This is a genomic window from Streptomyces sp. NPDC097640 (assembly GCF_040302705.1).
Classification (GTDB): domain Bacteria; phylum Actinomycetota; class Actinomycetes; order Streptomycetales; family Streptomycetaceae; genus Streptomyces.
This window is the reverse complement of sequence record NZ_JBEOSB010000046.1, coordinates 50139-66374: the sequence shown is the minus strand read 5'-3', so window position 1 is coordinate 66374 and position 16236 is coordinate 50139. Positions and strand designations below refer to the sequence as shown.

The 16236-nt window shown below is 71.0% G+C and carries 10 protein-coding genes and 2 pseudogenes; 5 read left to right on the top strand and 7 right to left on the bottom strand.

Features of this window, described 5'->3' with window-relative positions:
- Positions 1-215: pseudogene (locus ABTY62_RS44780) on the top strand (glycosyltransferase); the annotation flags it as partial.
- Positions 216-439: 224 nt separating this feature from the next.
- On the top strand, positions 440-1516 hold the full coding sequence (locus ABTY62_RS44775) for a class I SAM-dependent methyltransferase (protein WP_352135145.1): 1077 nt from the start codon (positions 440-442) through the stop codon (positions 1514-1516).
- A gap of 140 nt (positions 1517-1656) precedes the next feature.
- On the opposite strand, the pseudogene ABTY62_RS44770 reads toward ABTY62_RS44775, so the two are convergent.
- From ABTY62_RS44770 to ABTY62_RS44745, 6 genes and pseudogenes are all read right to left on the bottom strand, one after another.
- Positions 1657-1881, bottom strand: a pseudogene (locus tag ABTY62_RS44770) (family 43 glycosylhydrolase); the annotation flags it as partial.
- Positions 1878-3029 (bottom strand): alginate lyase family protein, encoded by a 1152-nt coding sequence (locus tag ABTY62_RS44765; RefSeq protein WP_352135144.1) that lies wholly within the window; start codon positions 3027-3029, stop codon positions 1878-1880. The gene ABTY62_RS44765 and the pseudogene ABTY62_RS44770, both read right to left, overlap by 4 nt.
- Positions 3030-3124: 95 nt before the next feature.
- A complete protein-coding gene (locus ABTY62_RS44760; RefSeq protein ID WP_352135143.1) occupies positions 3125-6094 on the bottom strand; it encodes a Tat pathway signal sequence domain protein in 2970 nt (989 codons plus the stop codon).
- A 13-nt stretch (positions 6095-6107) separates the two neighbouring features.
- Positions 6108-6974, bottom strand: a complete 867-nt coding sequence (locus ABTY62_RS44755) for a carbohydrate ABC transporter permease (RefSeq protein ID WP_352135142.1) — start codon at positions 6972-6974, stop codon at positions 6108-6110.
- On the bottom strand, positions 6971-7924 hold the full coding sequence (locus ABTY62_RS44750) for a carbohydrate ABC transporter permease (protein WP_352135141.1): 954 nt from the start codon (positions 7922-7924) through the stop codon (positions 6971-6973). Before ABTY62_RS44750 ends, ABTY62_RS44755 begins: the two co-directional genes overlap by 4 nt.
- A 52-nt stretch (positions 7925-7976) precedes the next feature.
- Positions 7977-9308 carry an ABC transporter substrate-binding protein gene (locus ABTY62_RS44745; RefSeq protein ID WP_352135140.1) on the bottom strand — a complete coding sequence of 444 codons (1332 nt, stop codon included), beginning with the start codon at positions 9306-9308 and terminating at the stop codon, positions 7977-7979.
- A 354-nt stretch (positions 9309-9662) separates the two neighbouring features.
- On the opposite strand from ABTY62_RS44745, the gene ABTY62_RS44740 reads away from it, so the two are divergent.
- Both ABTY62_RS44740 and ABTY62_RS44735 read left to right on the top strand, forming a co-directional pair.
- Entirely contained in the window at positions 9663-10676 is a 1014-nt protein-coding gene (locus ABTY62_RS44740; protein ID WP_352135139.1) for a hydroxyacid dehydrogenase, read from the top strand.
- Positions 10677-10779: 103 nt separating this feature from the next.
- On the top strand, positions 10780-12768 hold the full coding sequence (locus ABTY62_RS44735) for a glycoside hydrolase family 127 protein (protein ID WP_352135147.1): 1989 nt from the start codon (positions 10780-10782) through the stop codon (positions 12766-12768).
- A gap of 42 nt (positions 12769-12810) precedes the next feature.
- Here ABTY62_RS44735 and ABTY62_RS44730 read toward each other — a convergent pair whose 3' ends face one another.
- Positions 12811-15012 (bottom strand): glycoside hydrolase family 36 protein, encoded by a 2202-nt coding sequence (locus ABTY62_RS44730; RefSeq protein WP_352135138.1) that lies wholly within the window; start codon positions 15010-15012, stop codon positions 12811-12813.
- A 97-nt stretch (positions 15013-15109) separates the two neighbouring features.
- Here ABTY62_RS44730 and ABTY62_RS44725 point away from each other — a divergent pair, with 97 nt between their 5' ends.
- Complete coding sequence (locus ABTY62_RS44725; protein WP_352135137.1) at positions 15110-16222, top strand: LacI family DNA-binding transcriptional regulator; 1113 nt, start codon at positions 15110-15112, stop codon at positions 16220-16222.
- The last annotated feature ends 14 nt before the right edge of the window (positions 16223-16236 follow it).

Sequence of the window (16236 nt, the reverse complement as noted above, 5' to 3'; positions counted from 1 at the left end):
CCGCCGGAGCGGGGGTGCGAGTGCGGTTCGGCCGCGTGACGGCCGCCGGACTCGGCGAGGCGCTGGACACGGTTTTGCACGAGCCGGGCCATCGCACGGCGGCCGAGCGCGTCAAGGCATCCTTTCGCGCGGCCGGCGGCGCCGCGGCGGCAGCAGACCACCTCGAACAACTGGCGGCGCGGGCCGCCGCCCGGACACCTTCGCAACCCCCATAGGAGGAGAGATGAACAGCGGCGTCGAACCACCCACCGCGCCAGGCCCGGCGAGCGACGCGCCCGGCCCCGGCCGCGGGCGTCCCCAGCCACCGCTGGCAGGTACCCCCGCGGAGGCAGCCGGGGCGGAGCCGAAGGGGGGCGCCGTCGTTGACAGGGGCTCAGGCGCCCCGGCAGGGGATTCCCCGGCTACCGCTGGGGGGACTCCCCCCAGCGGTAGCCGGGGGATGACCGAGCCCCTGAAGAATGACGACCGCGCCGCGGCCGTCGCCGCGCTGCGCCCGCGCTATGCGGACGACCTCGCGCGGGGCACCGAGCGGCTCTTCGAGCCGCGCCGGACCGACTGCCCGTGGTGCGGCTCGGACCGGCTGGAGGAGCGGCTGCGCACCACCGACCTCATGCAGCACAAGCCTGGCGGCTTCGGGCTGGACCGGTGCCGGGACTGCGGCCATGTGTTCCAGAACCCGCGGCTGAGCGGCGAGGGCCTGGAGTTCTACTACCGGGACTTCTACGACGGCCTGGGCGAGAAGGACATGGCGGGCCTCTTCGCCGGCCGGCCGAAGACCTACGTCCGGCGCGCCGAGTCGCTGCGGCCCTTCGCCGAGGCCCCGGGGAAATGGCTGGACGTCGGCACCGGACACGGCCACTTCTGCGAGGCGGCCCGCGCGGTCTTCCCCGGGACCCTCTTCGACGGTCTCGACCTGAGCGCGGGGGTGGAACTGGCCGAGCGGGCGGGCCGGGTGACGCGGGGCATCCGGGGCAGCTTCGTCGAGCAGGTGGCGGAACTGGCCGACGCCTACGACGTGGTGAGCATGTTCCACTATCTGGAGCACAGCACGGACCCCCGGGGCGAGCTGCGCGCGGCGCGGCGGGCGCTGCGGCCGGGCGGCCATCTGCTGATCGACGTGCCCGACCCGGAGAGCCGCTTCGCCCGGCTGCTGGGCCGCTGGTGGCTGCCCTGGCTCCAGCCGCAGCACCTCCACTTCGTCCCCGTGGCCAATCTGCGCCGGGAGCTGACCGGGCTCGGCTTCACCGTGGTCGCCGAGGAGCACGCCCGGCCGCACGACCCGGTCGATCTCCTTGGCGCGGTGTGGCTGCTGCTCAACGCCGTCGCCCCGCCCGAGGACCAGCCCTGGCTGGCGCGGCCGCCGGGCCGGCTCCGCCGGGCGCTGCGCACGGCGACCGTGCTGGCGGGCGTCCCCGCCCTGCTGGCGGCGGCCGCGCTGGACCACCTGGTGATCAGGCCGCTGGCCGGCCGCCGTCATCTGTCCAACGCCTACCGGGTGGTCGCCCGGCGCGACTGACGAGGACCGGAAGACCCCGCCGGGCCGTCGGGAAAGACGGCCCGGCGGGGACCGGGGTCAGCGGTGCTCGTAACGGATGAGGGACCGCACCATGCGGCAGGTGGTGTCGGAGGGCGGGCGCACCCCGATCCGGGCCGCGGTCCGGGCGTCCAGACGCCACCGGAGTCGGGGACGCCGGTCAGGTCGAGCAGCCGACCGCTGTCCAGCACCCCGCCCAGCGGACGCCAGCGGACCAGGTCCCGCGAGTGGTGGACACGTACGCCCGGACACCACTCGAAGGTCGAGGTGGCGACGTAGAAGTCGTCCCCGACCCGCAGGATCGCCGGGTCGGGTGCGAAGCCGCGCAGGACGGGGTTTCCGCTCAGAGGGTGTACATCAGGGTGCCGAACCCGGGGTGGTCGCACTGGAAGCCCGGTCCTTCGGGACGGATCCGCTCGATGGCGGCGTAGGTCGAGGGCGCGCCCAGGCCGCGGCGTTTGACGTAGTGGTTGAAGACCATCTCGTAGACCGGGCGCAGATTGCCGCGCTCGACGGTGGAGATGGCGTTGTAGGTGGCCTGGCAGGAGCCCCACACCGTGTACGGCACATCGCCTCCGGTGTTGTACTTCGCGGTGTACTCGAAGCCGGCGAGCAGCCGGTTGCCGGATGCGGAGTACAGGTCCTCGCCCTGGATCCAGGCGATCTCGCAGGCCTCGGCCAGGCTGCCGAGGATCAGCTGGGTGTGGGCCTGGTCGCGTCCGCTGTCCACGCACTGGCCGGAGTCCCTGATCACGCGGCTGATCTTGCAGCAGTCATGGAGGTGGAAGGCGTCGACGGCGGCGTTGTAGAGGGAGGTGTCGTTGCAGAACACCCCGAACGCCATCATCGCCTTGATGCAGTTGGTGCCCCAGCCCGCGTCGCCGAAGGTCCGCACCAGGGGCACGAAGACGGACCTGAGGACGTTCTCGGTCTGGGCGATCTCGGCCGCGGACCAGCTGCCGGACGGTGCGGTGTAGCGCATCAGCTCGGCGGCCGCCGCGAACTTGAACCCGTAGATGGACGCGGCGAGTTGGGCGTCCTTGCCGGTGATCGAGGTGAGCGTGGACGACCAGGCCTTGATGATCTGGAGGGCCTTCGTGGCGTGCGCGGTGGTGCCGGTCAGGTTCCACATCAGGGCGTTCTGGTAGGCGGCGTTGCAGTCGTTCCAGAACTCCCAGTTGTGCAGCTCGGTCGTTCCCCGGTCCACCGAGGAGAACGGGCCCTTCATCGCGTACGACGACTGCGAGTACTGGTCGGCCTTGAGGACGTTCCAGCCGCTCAGCCAGGGCTCGGTGCCGGCGGCTATACGGGACTTCGTCCGCTGGATGTCGGAGAGCTTGTGCAGGACGCCGGGGTGGATGAAGGACGTGATGGCGGCGCCGGCCGTGGGGGTGAGGGCGGCGCCCGCCGCGGCGGTGGCGGTGCCGATGGCGGTGATCTGAAGGAAGCGGCGGCGGCTGGGGGAGCCGGGCGTGGGGGAGTGCGGCTCGGTCATGCGTCTTCCTCTTTCACTCGTCGTTGAGTGGTCGAAAGGCGGGGTGCGAGAGCGGGGGAGCCGCGGGGCGGCCGGGCTCCCCCGGGGTGGGGCGGTCAGTCGGTGGTGCGCCGCCCCCGGTACAGCACGAGCGTGCTGCGCGGGCCGACCTCGGGCCGCTGTCCGGCGCCGATCGTGCGGCCGGTGGCGAGGTCCTGGGCCGGGCCGAAGGCCTGGCGGGCGGACAGCGTGAAGGTCTTGTCGGCACTGGTGTTCATGGCGATCAGATAGTCGCCGTACTCGCACAGATAGAAGGGCGCGCGGCCGACGAGCATGGTCTCGACGCCGTCGAAGTGGACGCCCACCGCGGGGTCCGGGACATCGGCCGGGACGGGTGCGAGGCGGTGGACGTCGCCCTTCTGCGACTGGTGGAGGGTGTCGCCGGGCGGCGGGAACCCGCCGGGCGGGATGTGCCCGGCCCCGGGGTCGTTGATGGCGTAGTCCCACAGGACCCAGTCGCGGACGGTGAACGTGTCGCCGGTGGTGCCGGCCGAGCGCTGGCGGACGGTCGCGGAGCGCTGGTCGGTGGGGGTGAGGTGGTGGATGCGGGCATAGTCGTTGACGCCTTGCCGGGCCCGCCAGTAGAGGGAGGCGAAGAGCAGTTCCCTGCCGTTCTTCACGGCGAGGACGCCGTTCTCCTCGTCGGTGAAGACGAAGTCGGGCCGGTCCCAGGCGGTGGGGACGCGCCCCGGGCGGGCCGGGAGAGCCTGGAAGGCGTCCCAGTCACGGGAGACCAGGCGCAGCCCGGCCAGTCCGACCCGGGTCCAGCTGTGGTGGATGAGCAGGTCCAGTTGCTTGTAGAACTGGCCGTCGGCCACCATCTCCTGGGTCCAGCCGACGATCTCCGGGTCCTTGAACACCGCGGCCGACATCACGGGGTGGGAGTCCCACGCCGTACGCGAGGCGTAGGCGATCTCGCCGGGGTAGACCTCGTTGCGCCAGCCGACGACGGTCTCGATCCGGGAGACCCGGGCGCCCGTCTCGTCGACGTCGACCACCCGGAACCTGCCACGCGCCTTGATGATCTTGATCATCTGCTCGCGCAGCTCCGGTGCCTCCTGACCTCCGTGCCCGCGGGTGACCGACTCGTACATCATCACGAGCCAGTCGATGACCTCGCCGTAGCTGCCCACATAGCCCAGTTCGCGCGTCAGGCCCGCCCCGGTGACCTGGTAGTAGCCCTCGCCGAGCGGCTTGGTCGGCTTGCCGTCGGCGTCCTCCTTGCCGAGATAGGGCTTCATGCCGAGCGACTGGTACATGTAGTCGCGGGCCCTCTTGTCCGGCAGGGCGAGCTCCGGTGCGAGCAGGGCCAGGCCGCGGTTGGCCTGGTAGATGCCGATGGCGCAGATCTGCGACTGGTTGGTGTAGTGCGGGAAGTGCTGCCGCCAGTAGTCCCGGCTGGACTTGAGCATGTCGATGTACGCGTCGCGCCGGACCGGCGGCTGTTCGGGCCCGCCGGTGCCCGCCGGCGCGGTGACCACCAGGTCGTCGAACCAGGCCGTGCCCGGGCCGCTGAGCCGCAGATGGAACTCGACCTGGGTGGCCCCGTCCGGGGTGTCCAGGTCGATGGACACGTACTCCCAGCCATGGGTGCCGGTGGCGGCGAACTTGCGGTGGTCGCTGCCGACGAGTTTGCCGCCTCCGTCGAAGAAGAGCGGGTCGATGTGGGCACCCGTCCCCGTGACCCCGTCCGTCCTGATCCAGGCGCCGTAGGTGTGAACGCCCTTGCCGACCCGGGCCTTGGGGGAGGAGTAGACGGTGATGAACCCGCCTGCCGCGGTCGCTGTGACCTTGAGGGACGCGGAGCCGGACCGGGAGACCGAGGTGTCCCGCGACCAGGTGGCGTCGGCGGTCCTGCCCCAGCCGGGCACCTCCCAGCCGGTGGGCGTGTCGCCGCCTTCCTCGAAGCCGGGGTTGGCGATCTCGTACGGGGAACCGGTCACCTTCGCGTCCAGGCGGTCACCGAGGTGCTCCCAGAGGAGGGCGAGCACCAGGCCCACCCGGCCGAACCCCTGCCACTGCTGGTCGGAGCCGGTGAGCACCGCCTGGTCGGACTTCCAGGCCAGGTAACGGCCGTCGATCGCCCGAAGGACCCGGTCCAGCGCCTCCGGCTTCCGGTACGCGGGGCTGCCGGACCACAGGTAGCCCTCGGCGAGCGACTGGAAGGCGAAGGCGTCCATGCCGGCCGGGTTCGCGGTGGTGAGGTAGTACCTCTGGTCCTTGTCCACGCGCTTGCGGACGGCCTCCAGCGCCTCAGGGCCCTCGACCGTGCGCTTCTTCGGCTCCGGGGCGGGGCCCTGAACCTCACCCCTGGGCGGAATGAAGTACGGCTCGGTGTGGGTGTAGAGCCGGTAGATGCCGCGCGAGGGCGTGGTCATCTTGTAGTAGAGCTGGTCGGCGTTCTGGCCGTAGGACCAGATGCGGCCCATCGCCCGGATCTCCAGTGTCACCTTCTTCTTGCCGGAGGTCATGCGCTCCGGCAGCGGCAGGGTGTGGAAGAAGAACCGGCCGGGCGTGCGCGGGGACGTGTCGAGGATGTCCAGGCTGTCGACGGCGCCCTCGTCCTGGTAGCCGACCTGGAGTCCGTCGCAGAAGAGCTGGAGCCGCCACATGTTGGTGCCGGAGGCCGCCTGCTGCGAGGTGGTGTCGTAGTCGTCGCCCCACAGACGGACGGTGACATACGTGGTGCCGGCCGGGCTGACCGCGGCCTCGAACTTCAGGGTGCCACCCCAGTAGGACACCGGATCGGAGGGGTTGAGGACCCGGGCGCTCTGGCCCAGGCCGCCGGTCACGGTGTCGGAGCGGGTGGTGGTGAGCGCGTGGGCGGCCTCGGAGTCGGCATCACCGAAGACAACGATGTCCAGCGGCTTGCAGACGGCCGGTGTGACGGTGGCGCCCGCGGCCGCGGCGGGCTCCGCCGCGGCAGACGGGGTGTTCAGCAGGCCGAGTCCGGCCGCCGCGACGCCGGTCGTGCCGGCGTACTTGAGCACCTCACGGCGGCCGGGAACTCTGGGAGCGTTGGGCACGGCTGGTGATCCTTTACTTGAGGCTGCCCATGAGGATTCCGCTGCGCCAGTACCTCTGGAGCGTGAACATGAAGATGGCGAGCGGAACGATCGACAGCAGGGACCCGGTGAGGACGAGGGTGTTCATGTCGCGGGCGGTCTGGGCCTGCTGGAGCCACGAGTAGAGGCCCAGGGTCACCGGGAAGGTGCGCTCGCCGTTGAGCATGAACAGGGGGAGGAAGAAGTTGTTCCAGATGCCGATGAAGTCGAGCATGAAGATGGTGATGCCGCCGGTCCGCATCAGCGGCAGCGCGACCGAGAAGAAGACCCGCAGGTCGCCCGCGCCGTCGAGGCGGGCCGCCTCCATCAGCTCGGTGGGTACGGAACTGTCGGCGTACACCTTGCCGAGGTAGACCCCGAACGGATTGATGAAATACGGGATGAGGAGCGACCAGATGCTGTTGGTCAGCCCGATCTCGGAGAACACCAGGTAGAGCGGGAACGCTAGCAGGGTGCTCGGCAGCAGCGAGGCGCCGACGATGGTGGCGAACAGGGCCCCGCGGCCCCGGAACTCGAACTTCGACAGCCCGTATCCGGCAGCGAGCGAGACAAGGGTGGACCCCGCCGCGCCGAGGGACGAATAGAGAACGGAATTGCCGACCCAGCGGGCGAACACTCCGTCGTGGTAGGTCCAGATGTCCTGAAGGTTGTCCCCGAGGTGGTTGGAGGAGAACCACAGGCCGAACGTGGAGTAGAGGTCGGTCTGGCTCTTGGTCGCCGAGACGATCAGGAACCAGGTCGGGGCGAGCGAGTAGATCAGGAAGAGAACGAGAAGGCCGGTGGTGAGGACCACCGCGCGGCGGGTGGGGCGGACACCGCCCCCGGAGGCGGCACTGCTCATGACATCTTCCTTCTCGTCACGCGGTGGAACACGAAAGCCAGCACACCGGTGACCACGGCCAGGACGATGGACTCAGCGGCGGCGTACTGGTAGTTGCCGGTCTTGAACGCCTGATCGAAGATCTCCATCATCGGAGTGAAGTCCATGTTCACGGACTCCGGCGCGATCTGCCGCAGCAGCAGCGGCTCGGCGAACAGCTGGAGCCGGCCGATGAGCGAGAACATGCCGGTCAGCACCAGGATCCCGGTGATGTTCGGGATCTTGATCGACCAGGCGATCCGCCACTCCCGCGCACCGTCAAGACGGGCCGCCTCGTACAGCTCCCGGGGCAGGGCCTGGAGCGAGGCGGAGATCAGGATCATGTTGAACCCGATGCCCTGCCAGGTGAGCAGGTTGCCCAGCGAAAGATAGGTGTTGAGGCCGCCGAAGAACTCGACGCTCGTGCCCGCCCGGTCGGCCATGTCGAGCAGCGGGCTGCCCGTCGGGCTGTAGAGGAACAGCCACATCAGGGTCGAGACCACGGCCGGGACGACGTACGGGATGAGCAGGGCCGCCCGGAAGAACCGCACCGCCCGGGCCGCCACCCCGTCCAGGAGCAGCGCCAGCAGCAAGGAGATGCCGAGCATCACCGTGATCTGCGCCGAGCCGAACACCAGCGTGCGCAGCATGCTCCGCCAGAAGTCCTCGTCACCGAGGACCGACGCGAAGTTGTCGAATCCGGTGTAGACGACCCGTGTCGGGCCGAAGCCGAGACCGGTGCCCTTCTTCTCGTACAGGCTCTGACTGAACGCGTAGCCGATCGGCGCGACGTAGGTGGCCAGGAAGCCCGCGAGGAAGGGCAGGGCGAACAGCAGCCCCTTGTAGGCCCCCCGTCTCCCGGTCCGGCGGGGGGAGGTCCGCCGGACCGGGGAATGGGTGGCGACCTCGGGTGGTCGCGTCAGGGTGGACACGGATCTCTCCAGGTGAGGTGGGCCGGCTGACACCGGTGGCTTGGCGGGGGGATCAGCCGGCCGCGACGGCCTTGATGCCCTTGTGGTTGAGGTCGTCGACGGTCCACTTCTGGAGGCTCGTCAGCATGTCCTTGACCCTCAGCTCCTTCTTGATGACCCTGCCCCACTGCTTCTGCATCTCGGAGTACATGGCGGCGTAGTTGGGGCCGTACTGCCACTGCTCACCGACCCGGGCGGCGGCGGTGGTGATCACTTGGGCGCTGTCGGACTTCCCGTTGAACATCTCCGTCGGGATGATCTTGTCGACGTACGGGGAGACGTCCTTGACCGCCGGGAACAGACCCGACTTGGACGCGGGGTCGGTGAGCGTGGTCAGCGACTCCTTGCTGCTGGACATCCAGGCCGCGAACTGCGCCGCCCGGTCCGGGTACTTGCAGCCCTTGAGCACGGCCGTGGTGTCGAAGTTGCTGGAGGTCCGAGGCTTCGCGGTGTCGAAGACCGGCGAGTCGGCCAGCTGCCAATCTCCCTTGGACTTCGGGAAGTTCGTGTTGTAGATCGGCAACTGCCAGGTCGAGGTGGTCATCGCGATGGTCTTGCCGCGGTCCCACGTCTTGAACACCCCCGGGTCGGCGTACGACGCGCTGGAGGTGAGGTCGTTGTCGACGAACTGCTGGATGATGTCGCCGGCATCGAGGGCCTCGGGCGTGGTGAAGCCGATCTCCCAGTGGTCGCCGGCCGCCTTGTACCACTGCGCGCCGGACTCCCAGGAGAGGTCGACCAGAGTGCTCGGGTCTTCCCCCGCTATGTTGTAGATCTTTACGTTCTTGTCCTTCCGCTGGACCTTCTTGCCGGCGGCGATCAGGTCCTCCCAGGTCTTCGGGGCCTCGATCCCGTACTTCTGGAACAGATCCGCGCGGTAGGCGGTGAACAGCGGCGAGGAGCCCATGGGGATGCCGAAGGTGGTGCCGCCGGGGCTCACCGCGTTCCACGCCGCGGTGGTGTACGCCGCCTTGTACGGGGCGGAGACCTTGGTGATGTCGGTGAGCAGTCCATCGGCGGCGAAATTCGCCAGGTTCGCTCCGTCCATCTTGGACAGGCAGGGGGCGGTACCGGCGTTCACCGCGGCGCGCAGCTTCTGGTAGACCGTCTCGCCCGCCGCGTTGACGAACTTGACCTGGGTCTCCGGGTGCTCCTTGTTCCACACCTCGGTCTGGGCCTCGATGCCGTCGGTCCAGCTCCAGAACTCGAGCGTGACGTTCCCCTTCGTGCCGGGGGCGGCGGCGTCGCCGTCGTCGGAGCCGGAACAGGCGGACAGCAGCAGGGAGAGAGACGCCGCGGCAGCCACCGGGACAAGGGCTCTGTTGCGGAAGCGGAACTTGGACATCGGTCCTCCACGGAGGGATGACTACCGTCCGAGGGAGGAGCACCTCGTGGAACAGTAATCGTTTGCTGTCTTGACTGCTGTGGACCGTACGGCCGGAGGGGCCGGAATCACAAGAGGAAAGGGCCGGAATGTTTCGTCGAACTTTCAAGAACGTTACGTGGTGGTGGCTCTGATCCGCGCGCTCGCCTTCCGCGATGGCCTCGCTGATCAGGTCTTATGGGCGCGCGCGGCCGGGGGCATTGACCGGCGGGACGACGGATCCTAACGTAGAATACGTTTACTCCCGGGTGAGGCCCCTTCGTGGCGTCCTCATGTCCGCCTCCGCGCCCGCCTCCGTGCCCGAGCAGGAGCACCATGCCCACTCACTCGCTGCCCTCCGCCGTGTTCGCGATGAACCCGGTGCATCTGCCCGAGCTCTTCCCGCCGCACCTGATGGAGCGGCTGCGCTGCCTGGTGCGGATCGACCCCCGACTCGTCGTGCAGGACTTCGCCGACCCGGCAGCCGCGTCGGCGCTGGCCCGGGCCGAGGTGCTCATCACCGGCTGGGGCTGTCCGTACATCGGTGAGCGGGCGCTGGCCGCGGCCCCCCGCCTGCGGACCGTCCTGCACACCGGTGGCAGCGTCCGCCACATGGTCGGCGAACCGTTCTGGGAGCGCGGACTCACCATCTCCAGCTCCGTCCGCGCCAACGCGCTGCCCGTCGCCGAGTACACCCTCGCCGCGATCCTCCTCGCCGGGAAGGACGCCTTCGCGCTGCGGGAACGCTTCCGTGCCGAACACGTCTACCCCGCCCCCCAGGAGCACGACGCGCTCGGCAACCTCGGCCGGCGCGTCGGCCTGATCGGCGCCTCGCGCGTCGGCCGCCGGCTGCTGGAGCTGCTGCGCCCCTTCGATCTCTCGGTGAGCCTGTACGACCCGTACGTCGACACCATCGAGGCATCCCGACTCGGCGCCGTGCCGCTGCCCTTGGACGAGCTGCTCCGCACCAGCGACATCGTCAGCGTGCACGCCCCGGACACCCCGGAGACCCATCACATGCTCTCCCGGGAACGGCTCGCCCTCATGCCCGACGGAAGCATGCTGATCAACACCTCGCGCGGTGCCCTCGTCGATCACGAGGCCCTCGCCGGCGAACTGCTCAGCGGGCGCCTCAGCGCGATCCTCGACGTCACCGAGCCGGAGCCGCTGCCCGCCGACTCCCCGCTCTACCGCCTGCCCAACGTCTTCCTCACCCCGCACATCGCCGGCTCGCTCGGCAACGAACTCGCCCGCCTCGGCGGCACGGTCGTGGAGGAGCTGGAGCGCCTCGCGACGGGGGATTCCCCGGCGTACCAGGTGCTGCGGGCCGAGCTCGCCACCAGCGCCTGATCATCGCGCCCGGCACCACGACCGTGCCGCGCAAGAACTGACCCACCCCCCCCGTGCCTGTCCCCTGTGCCCGCCCCCCGTGCCCGTGCCCGTCCCTGTCGCCCTGGAGACCCCACTGAATCCCGCACGCTCCGGCCCCGCACGCTCCGGCCCCGCACACTCCGGGCCCGTCCGCCCCACCCCGGACGCCGTCACCACCCTGCACCCCGCCACCCTGGCCCGGATCGAGGGCGGCTTCTGGGCCGAACGCCGCCGGGTCAACGCCGACGTGTCCGTCGCCGACGGGCCCGAGCGGCTGGAGGCCGCCGAGAACCTCGCCAACTTCCGCGCCGCCGCGGTGCTCCGCACCACCGGGGACGGCCTGCCCGGCTTCTCCGGCGACTTCCAGTTCCAGGACTCCGACGTCTACAAGTGGCTGGAGGCCGCCTCCTGGCAGCTCGCCGACGCACCCGACCCGGCCCTCGCCGACGAGGTCCGGGCCGTCGTCGCACTGGTCGCCTCGGCCCAGCGCGAGGACGGCTACCTCCAGACGTACTACCAGCTCGGCGCCGGCGAACCCTGGACCGAGCTGGGCTGGGGACACGAGCTGTACTGCGCCGGACACCTGATGCAGGCCGCCGTGGCCCACCACCGGGCCACCGGATCGCGCCGGCTGCTCGACGTGGCCTGCCGGTTCGCCGATCACATCGACTCCGTCTTCGGCCCCGGCAAGGAGCGGGACGGCGTCTGCGGACACCCGGAGGTGGAGACCGCGCTCGTCGAGCTCTACCGCACGACCGGCGAGCCCCGCTATCTGAGCCTGGCCGGGTACTTCCTCGACCGGCGCGGCCACGGCACCCTGGCGGCGGGCGCCGACCGCGGCCACGACCGCGACCCCGGGCCCGCCTACTGGCAGGACCATCTGCCGGTCCGCGAGGCCGATGAGGTGACCGGCCATGCCGTGCGCCAGCTCTACCTGCTCGCCGGGGCCGCCGACCTGGCCGCCGAGACCGGCGACCCGCGGCTGCGCGCCGCGCTGGAACGGCTGTGGCAGGACATGGTGGCCACCAAGACCTACCTCACCGGCGCGGTGGGCTCCCGGCACGACTGGGAGTCCTTCGACGACGCCCACGAACTGCCCGCCGACCGCGCCTACGCCGAGACCTGCGCCGCCATCGCCTCCGTGCACTTCTCCTGGCGCATGGCCCTGCTCACCGGCGAGGCCCGCTACTCCGACCTGGTCGAACGCACTCTCTTCAACGGCTTCCTCGGCGGCGTCGGCCTCGACGGCCACACCTGGCTCTACATCAACCCGCTCCATCTGCGGGCCCGCCCGCAGATGCGCCCCGGTGACCAGACCGCCCACCGCACCCCGTGGTTCCGGTGCGCCTGCTGCCCGCCCAATGTCATGCGCCTGCTCGCGAGCCTGCCGCACTACGTGGCCAGCAGCGACGCGAACGGCCTCCAACTGCACCAGTACGCCACCGGCACCTACGGCGGCGGCGACCTGACCGTGGGCGTGAGCACCGAGTACCCGTGGCACGGCACCGTGACGGTGACCGTCCAGGAGGCTCCGGAGGCCGAGCGCACGCTCTCCCTGCGCCTGCCGGCCTGGTGCACGGACCACACGCTCACGGTCGACGGCACCCCGGCAGAGGCCCGGGTGGAGGACGGCTGGCTGCGCCTCACCCGCGCCTTCGCCCCCGGCGACACCGTCCGGCTCGCCCTCGCGATGCCGCCCCGGCTGACGGCCCCGTCCCCTCGCGTCGACGCCGTCCGCGGCTGTGTCGCCATCGAGCGCGGACCGCTGGTGTACTGCCTGGAGCAGACCGACCAGCCCGACGGCCTGGACCCCGACGGCGTCGCCCTCGACCCCTTTGCGCCGCTGGCCGAGCAGGACCGTCCCGACCTGCTGGGCGGGATCGTCACCGTGGCCGCCTCCGGCGATCGGCTTCCGGCGCCGGACGCCGGCGGATGGCCGTATGCGCCGCACGGGACGCGCCCGCGGCGGCCGGACGGCTCGGTCGAGCTGACGGCGATTCCGTACTACGCCTGGGCCAACCGTGAGCCGGGCGCGATGCGGGTCTGGATCCCGGTGGCGGGCCGGGACTAGTAAGAAGGGCGGTTGGGCATCGTGCCCAACCGCCCTCCTGCGTCAGCCGGTGCCGAACCCCAGCAGCACCGCGGACCGTTCGACGGGGAGGGTCACCCTGAGATCCCGGCCGTTCCACTCGTACGCCGGGCTCGGCCCCGCCCCGAACAGCACCCGGGGCCGGGAGCCCTCGCGGACCCAGGGCAGGGGGACGTGCAGCGTCTGCGGGGCGCCGTCGCGGCGCCAGAGCGCCAGCAGGGTGGTGTCGTCCTCGGCCGTGAGGGCCAGGGCCGTCCACCCGTCGCGCCAGTGGGGGAGCCCCAGGGGCCAGCGGGGCCGGGCGCCCGGCAGCAGATGCCGGTAGGTCGTGTACGTGTCGACGGCCCGGCGCACCAGCGCCGCCTGTTCGGGGGTGAGCAGGTCAGGGCGCCCGCTCAGATGGACGCGGCCGAGCAGCGCCGAGACCATCACCATGCCGAGCTCCGCCTCGCTGTGCTCCGGCAGCGGATACGCCCAGATGGCGCCCTGCTCGGGGGTGACCGCGCTGGGCGCGGCGGCCGCGATGGCCGGCAGGAGACGGAAGTCCTGCTGGTCGCTGACGGAGTGGATGGGCAGCCGGGAGAGGATCGCGTGGTCGGTGCGGCTGCCGCCGGCCGCGCAGCTCTCCAGCACCAGGCCGGGATGGCGGTCGAGCACACCGTCCAGCCAGTCCAGGTAGGCGCGGTTGTGGCCGAGGAGACCATGGCCGGGGCCGTCGGCGGGGCGGGGGCCGTCGGTGCCGGGGCCGATGTCGATGTTGTAGTCGAGCTTGAGATAGCCGATGCCGTAGTCACGCACCAGCCGGTCCACGACCGCGTCCAGATGGCCGCGGGCGGCCGGATGACGCAGGTCCAGCTGATGGCGGCCCCACTCCACGAGCCGTACGCCGTCCCGCCGGAAGAACGCCTCGTCGGGCAGGGCGGCGGCGATCGGGCTGCGGACGCCCACGACCTCCGGCTCCAGCCACAGCCCGGGGACCATGCCCTGCGCCCGGATGCGTTCGATGACCTCGCCGAGCCCGCCGGGGAACCGCGGGGCGGACTCCACCCACTCGCCGACGGCGTCCCACCAGCCCGGCACCCCACCGGGGCCCACCGCGCCGGGCGGCTCCGCGTCGTACCAGCCGGCGTCGATGCAGAACACCTCGGCTCCGGCCGCGGCCGCCGCGTCCACGAGCGGCAGCAGTGCCGGGGTGCTCGGCTCGCCCATCAGGCTGTTCATGAAGTCGTTGAAGACCACCGGCAGCCCCTGGTGGTCGGGGTGCGGCCGCCGAGTGAGGCGACGGTGCCGGGTCATGGCGTCCACCGCGGCCTCGAATCCGCCGGAAGGGACGACGGCGACGGAGACGGGCACCGTGCGGAACGACTCGCCCGGTTCCAGGCGATGGCGCCACTGGTGTTCGCGGTCGGTCGGCCCGGACAGCGCGAGGTACACGTCTTCGAACCGGTCGCCGAACTCGGCGTGCCAGGAGCCGTTGTGCTCGATCTGCCACATCAGTGCGGCGCCGGTCGCGGTCTCCTCGACGCAGCCGAGAGGCAGGTGCTCGGAGGAGGACCAGGAACCCGTGCTGGTGACGGCGATACGGTTCTTGGAGCCGGTCTGCCCGAACGGCACCATGCCGACGTCGTGGAGACCGCGCTGGGCCAGGGTGGCCCGGGCCCACCGGAACTCGCCGCTCCAGGGATTGGCCGCCAGCCAGAGCGACAGTCCGTCCTCCCAGCGGCTGCCGTCGGCGAGGCCGCGCGCGAGGTTGGAGAGGGCGAAGGAGGAGACGTACTCCAGAGTGACCGGCTGCTCGCCGGCGTTCTCGACGTACGCCTCGGCGGTGAGGGCGGGGACACCGGCGCGCAGCCGGTAGACGGCGGTGACCGTCAGGCCGGTGACCTCGTCGGCCATCCGGACCCGAAGCACCCGAAGGCTCGCGCCCTCCTCGCCCTCCTCGTCCTCCTCCTCGTGCTCCTCGTGGCCGACATGGCGCAGGGCCCGGGAGGCGGCGCCGTCCACATGACGCTTGCCTGAGGTGCCGAGGCGTCCGCTGCCGGCGGTCTGGATCTCGACCAGGGGCAGGGCCCGGTGCGCGAGCCGGTCGCACAGTTCGGGCTGGAGGGCGGGGTCCGGCAGACCGGCGGCCTCCCCGGCCGCCAGCAGTCGCACCGGTCCCTCCGGGGCGTACGAAAGGAGCAGGGACAGCTCGTCGGTGCCCCAGCGCAGATGGGTGACGGACACGATGACAGACTCCGATGGTAAACGATTACTAGATGAGGGACAGTAGTTTCTGCTTCTCGCCACCCGCAAGAGGCCTCCGATGCAGTAACGTCGGAGCGTGACGGTGAATGGAAACGGCTCCGGAGCGGGCCCCGGCCCCAAGACGGCAAGGCGTCGCCGGGGCCGCAACAACGACGACCGGCCGAGCACGATTCGTGATGTCGCCGAGCGGGCCGGAGTCTCCGTAGCAACCGTTTCCCGAACGCTCGCCGGCAACTACCCGGTCTCAGCGGCCACCCGGGACCGGGTCATGGCAGCGGTCGAGTCCCTGCACTACGTCGTGAACGTCCACGCCAAGGCGCTCTCCGGCCGCGTCGCCGGGCCCATCGCCCTCGTCCTGAAGGACATCACCGGCCCGTCCCTGGCCCATGTCGCCGCCGGAGTGGAGCAGGAAGCCGCGGCCCGCGGGCGGCTGAGCCTGGTCTGCGCCACGCACGGCGACGAGCAGCGCGAGGACGACCTCGTGCAGATGATGCGCGAGCAGCACGCGGCGGCCGTCGTCCTCGTCGGCGGCGCGTCACAGGACGAGGCCTACCACCGGCGCATGGCCGAGTACGCCCGGGCGCTGGACGCGGCCGGCTCCCGGCTGGTGCTGGTGGGCCGCCCCCCGCTGCCCGGCGACCTGCCGGTCACGGTCGTGGAGTACGACAACCGCGGCGGCGCCTTCCAGGCCGCCGACCATCTCCTCACCTCCGGACACCGACGCCTTCTCTTCCTGGGCGGCATCCCCGGGCTGAGCACCAGCGACCAGCGCCGCGACGCCTATGTGCGGGCCCTGCGGGCCCACGGCGTGGAGTACGACGGGGAACTCGACATGCCCGGTGCGTACACCCGTGTCTCGGGCTACCAGCGCACCCGGGACGCACTCGACGCCGGCCTGGACTTCACGGCGGTCGTCGCGGGCACCGACATGGTGGCCCTCGGCGCCCTGGCAGCCCTGCGCGACGCCGGCCTCGACGTTCCCCGGGACGTCTCGCTCGTCGGCTTCGACGACGTGCCCTTCGCCGCCGACCTCGCCCCGTCGCTCACCACGGTCCGCGTGCCGTACGAGGATCTCGGCCGCACCGCGGTCCGCCTGGCCCTGGACCGGGAGGAACGCATCGCCGGCGACGACTACGTGATCCTCAGTACGCAACTGGTGATCCGTCAGTCGGTACGCCTGATGCGGTGACGGAGGGCGAAGCG

Bases quoted from the DNA above. Each gene is read 5' to 3' on its own strand.
- ABTY62_RS44740 (WP_352135139.1), top strand. From the start codon at position 9,663: ATGCCCACTCACTCGCTGCCCTCCGCCGTGTTCGCGATGAACCCGGTG.
- ABTY62_RS44755 (WP_352135142.1), bottom strand. From the start codon at position 6,974: ATGAGCAGTGCCGCCTCCGGGGGCGGTGTCCGCCCCACCCGCCGCGCG.
- ABTY62_RS44745 (WP_352135140.1), bottom strand. From the start codon at position 9,308: ATGTCCAAGTTCCGCTTCCGCAACAGAGCCCTTGTCCCGGTGGCTGCC.
- ABTY62_RS44775 (WP_352135145.1), top strand. From the start codon at position 440: ATGACCGAGCCCCTGAAGAATGACGACCGCGCCGCGGCCGTCGCCGCG.
- ABTY62_RS44765 (WP_352135144.1), bottom strand. From the start codon at position 3,029: ATGACCGAGCCGCACTCCCCCACGCCCGGCTCCCCCAGCCGCCGCCGC.